A 1,608-nucleotide genomic window follows, 5' to 3' on the forward strand; every position below is an offset into this window, starting at 1 on the left:
GCGCTGGACATGGACCCAGCCCCCGGCGAGCGCCAGGGCGAGGACGGCCGCCGCCAGTGCCGGCCAGCGATTGCCGCGGGTGTGCACGGGCTGCAGGCCCCACCAGCGGTGCGCGCGGATCCGGCCGTCCTTGCGGTGCGGGATGAAGCTCTCGACGGTGCGCGCCTCGAAGTTGTGGAAGCCGTAGTCGGCCAGTTCGGCATCGCCGAGGACGACGTTCCAGCCGCCCAGGCCATAGTCGCTGTGCAGGCGCTCCATGACTTCCTCGCGGGTGCCGGCGAAATCGCCGTTCGGCAGGAAGTTCGCGTCGCGCGCCGCGAAATAGGCCCACATGCCGTCCGGCAGCCTGAGCGCGGCGAGCCAGTTGTGGACCCGCTGCTTCTCGCCGTCGAAGTAGGCGCCTTCGAGCGCCAGCGTCTTCGAGATGATCGCGCCCAGCGAGAACATGCCGCGGCGCGCCCCGTCCGCGCTCTGGCCGAAGCCCGCCTGCGCGGTCGACTGGTCGGTGCGCAGCACGTACAGGTCGGAGTCGATCTTCGCGCCCAGTTCGCGCGCCTCCCTGGCCAGTTCGCGCGGCCGCGACAGCGACTGCCAGAACAGGCCGCACACGAACCGGTGCTTTTCGATCTGGATGATGTGGATGGCCATGATGCCGGATCGCTTCGCGTCAGGGGCCGACCGTCGTGGGGGTGATCAGGATCACGATGGATTCCTTGGCGCTGGCCGCCTTGATGCCGCCGCCGAGCGCGACGTTGCGTGCGCTGCCCACGCCCTGGCGGTCGAGGTTGTCGTCGGTCTGCTCGAACCCGCTGATGATCAGCGTCTCGTTCGATTTCATCGCCACGCGCTGCAGGAAATTGCGGGTATCGATTTCCGGCGTCTCGATCTTGCTGCCGCCGCTCTGCACTTCGCGGATCGTGTTCAGCGCGGAGATGTCGGTCGAGAACTGCAGCAGCACCGTGCCGTTGGCCAGCACGTGCGGCAGGATGCTCATGTTGAAACCCGACGTGACGGTGCCCGGAATCAGCGTCGTGGTGGTGCCGACCTGGGGCACCACCGTCGTCTGCGATTGCTGCAGGTAGGACGTCTGCTTGGCCACCTGCAGCGGCACCACCTGGTTGTTCAGCGTGATCACCGACGCGGTGGTCTGGCGCCGCACCTTGCCCTGCTTCGACAGGGCGTCGATGATCGCCGTGCTGCCCGCGAAGCGCGAATCGCCCAGCACACCGGCGGAGAACCGGGTCCCGTCCAGCGCGAACGGCGCGCTGGTGAGCCCGTATTTCTGGCGCAGGGTCGTGTACACCAGGTTCCAGTTGATGCCGTAGTCTTCGCTGTCGTTCAGGCTGACCGACAGGACGGTGACGTTGATGACCACCTGGCGCTCGAGCGTCCGGTTCTCGTTTTCGATGTATGCGGCCACCCGGTCGAGCGTGTCGGGCGTGTCGACCACCGTGATCGACCCGGTCGCCGGCGAGATGACCACCTTGCCGTAGCTCGACAACATGGCCTTGATGACGCTTTCGATGCTGCCGTAGACCGACAGCTTGGACGCCACCGCCGTGTTCTGGCTGTTGTTGGCGGTCACGCCATTCGTCGTGCCCGCACCGC

2 protein-coding genes are annotated in these 1,608 nt (G+C 67.1%); both read right to left on the minus strand.

The genetic code is table 11. The annotated features are described in order from the left end of the window. Positions 1 to 648 (minus strand): type 4b pilus protein PilO2 (gene pilO2 / locus ACEN88_RS31200; protein WP_413345977.1); only part of this gene is annotated, 648 nt, incomplete at its 3' end. A gap of 19 nt (positions 649 to 667) precedes the next feature. Next, positions 668 to 1,608 (minus strand): PilN family type IVB pilus formation outer membrane protein (locus tag ACEN88_RS31205; protein ID WP_413345979.1); only part of this gene is annotated, 941 nt, incomplete at its 5' end.

Origin of the sequence: Massilia sp. CT11-108, assembly GCF_047302915.1 — a bacterium.
In the GTDB taxonomy this organism is placed as follows: Bacteria; Pseudomonadota; Gammaproteobacteria; order Burkholderiales; family Burkholderiaceae_D; genus Telluria; species Telluria orientalis.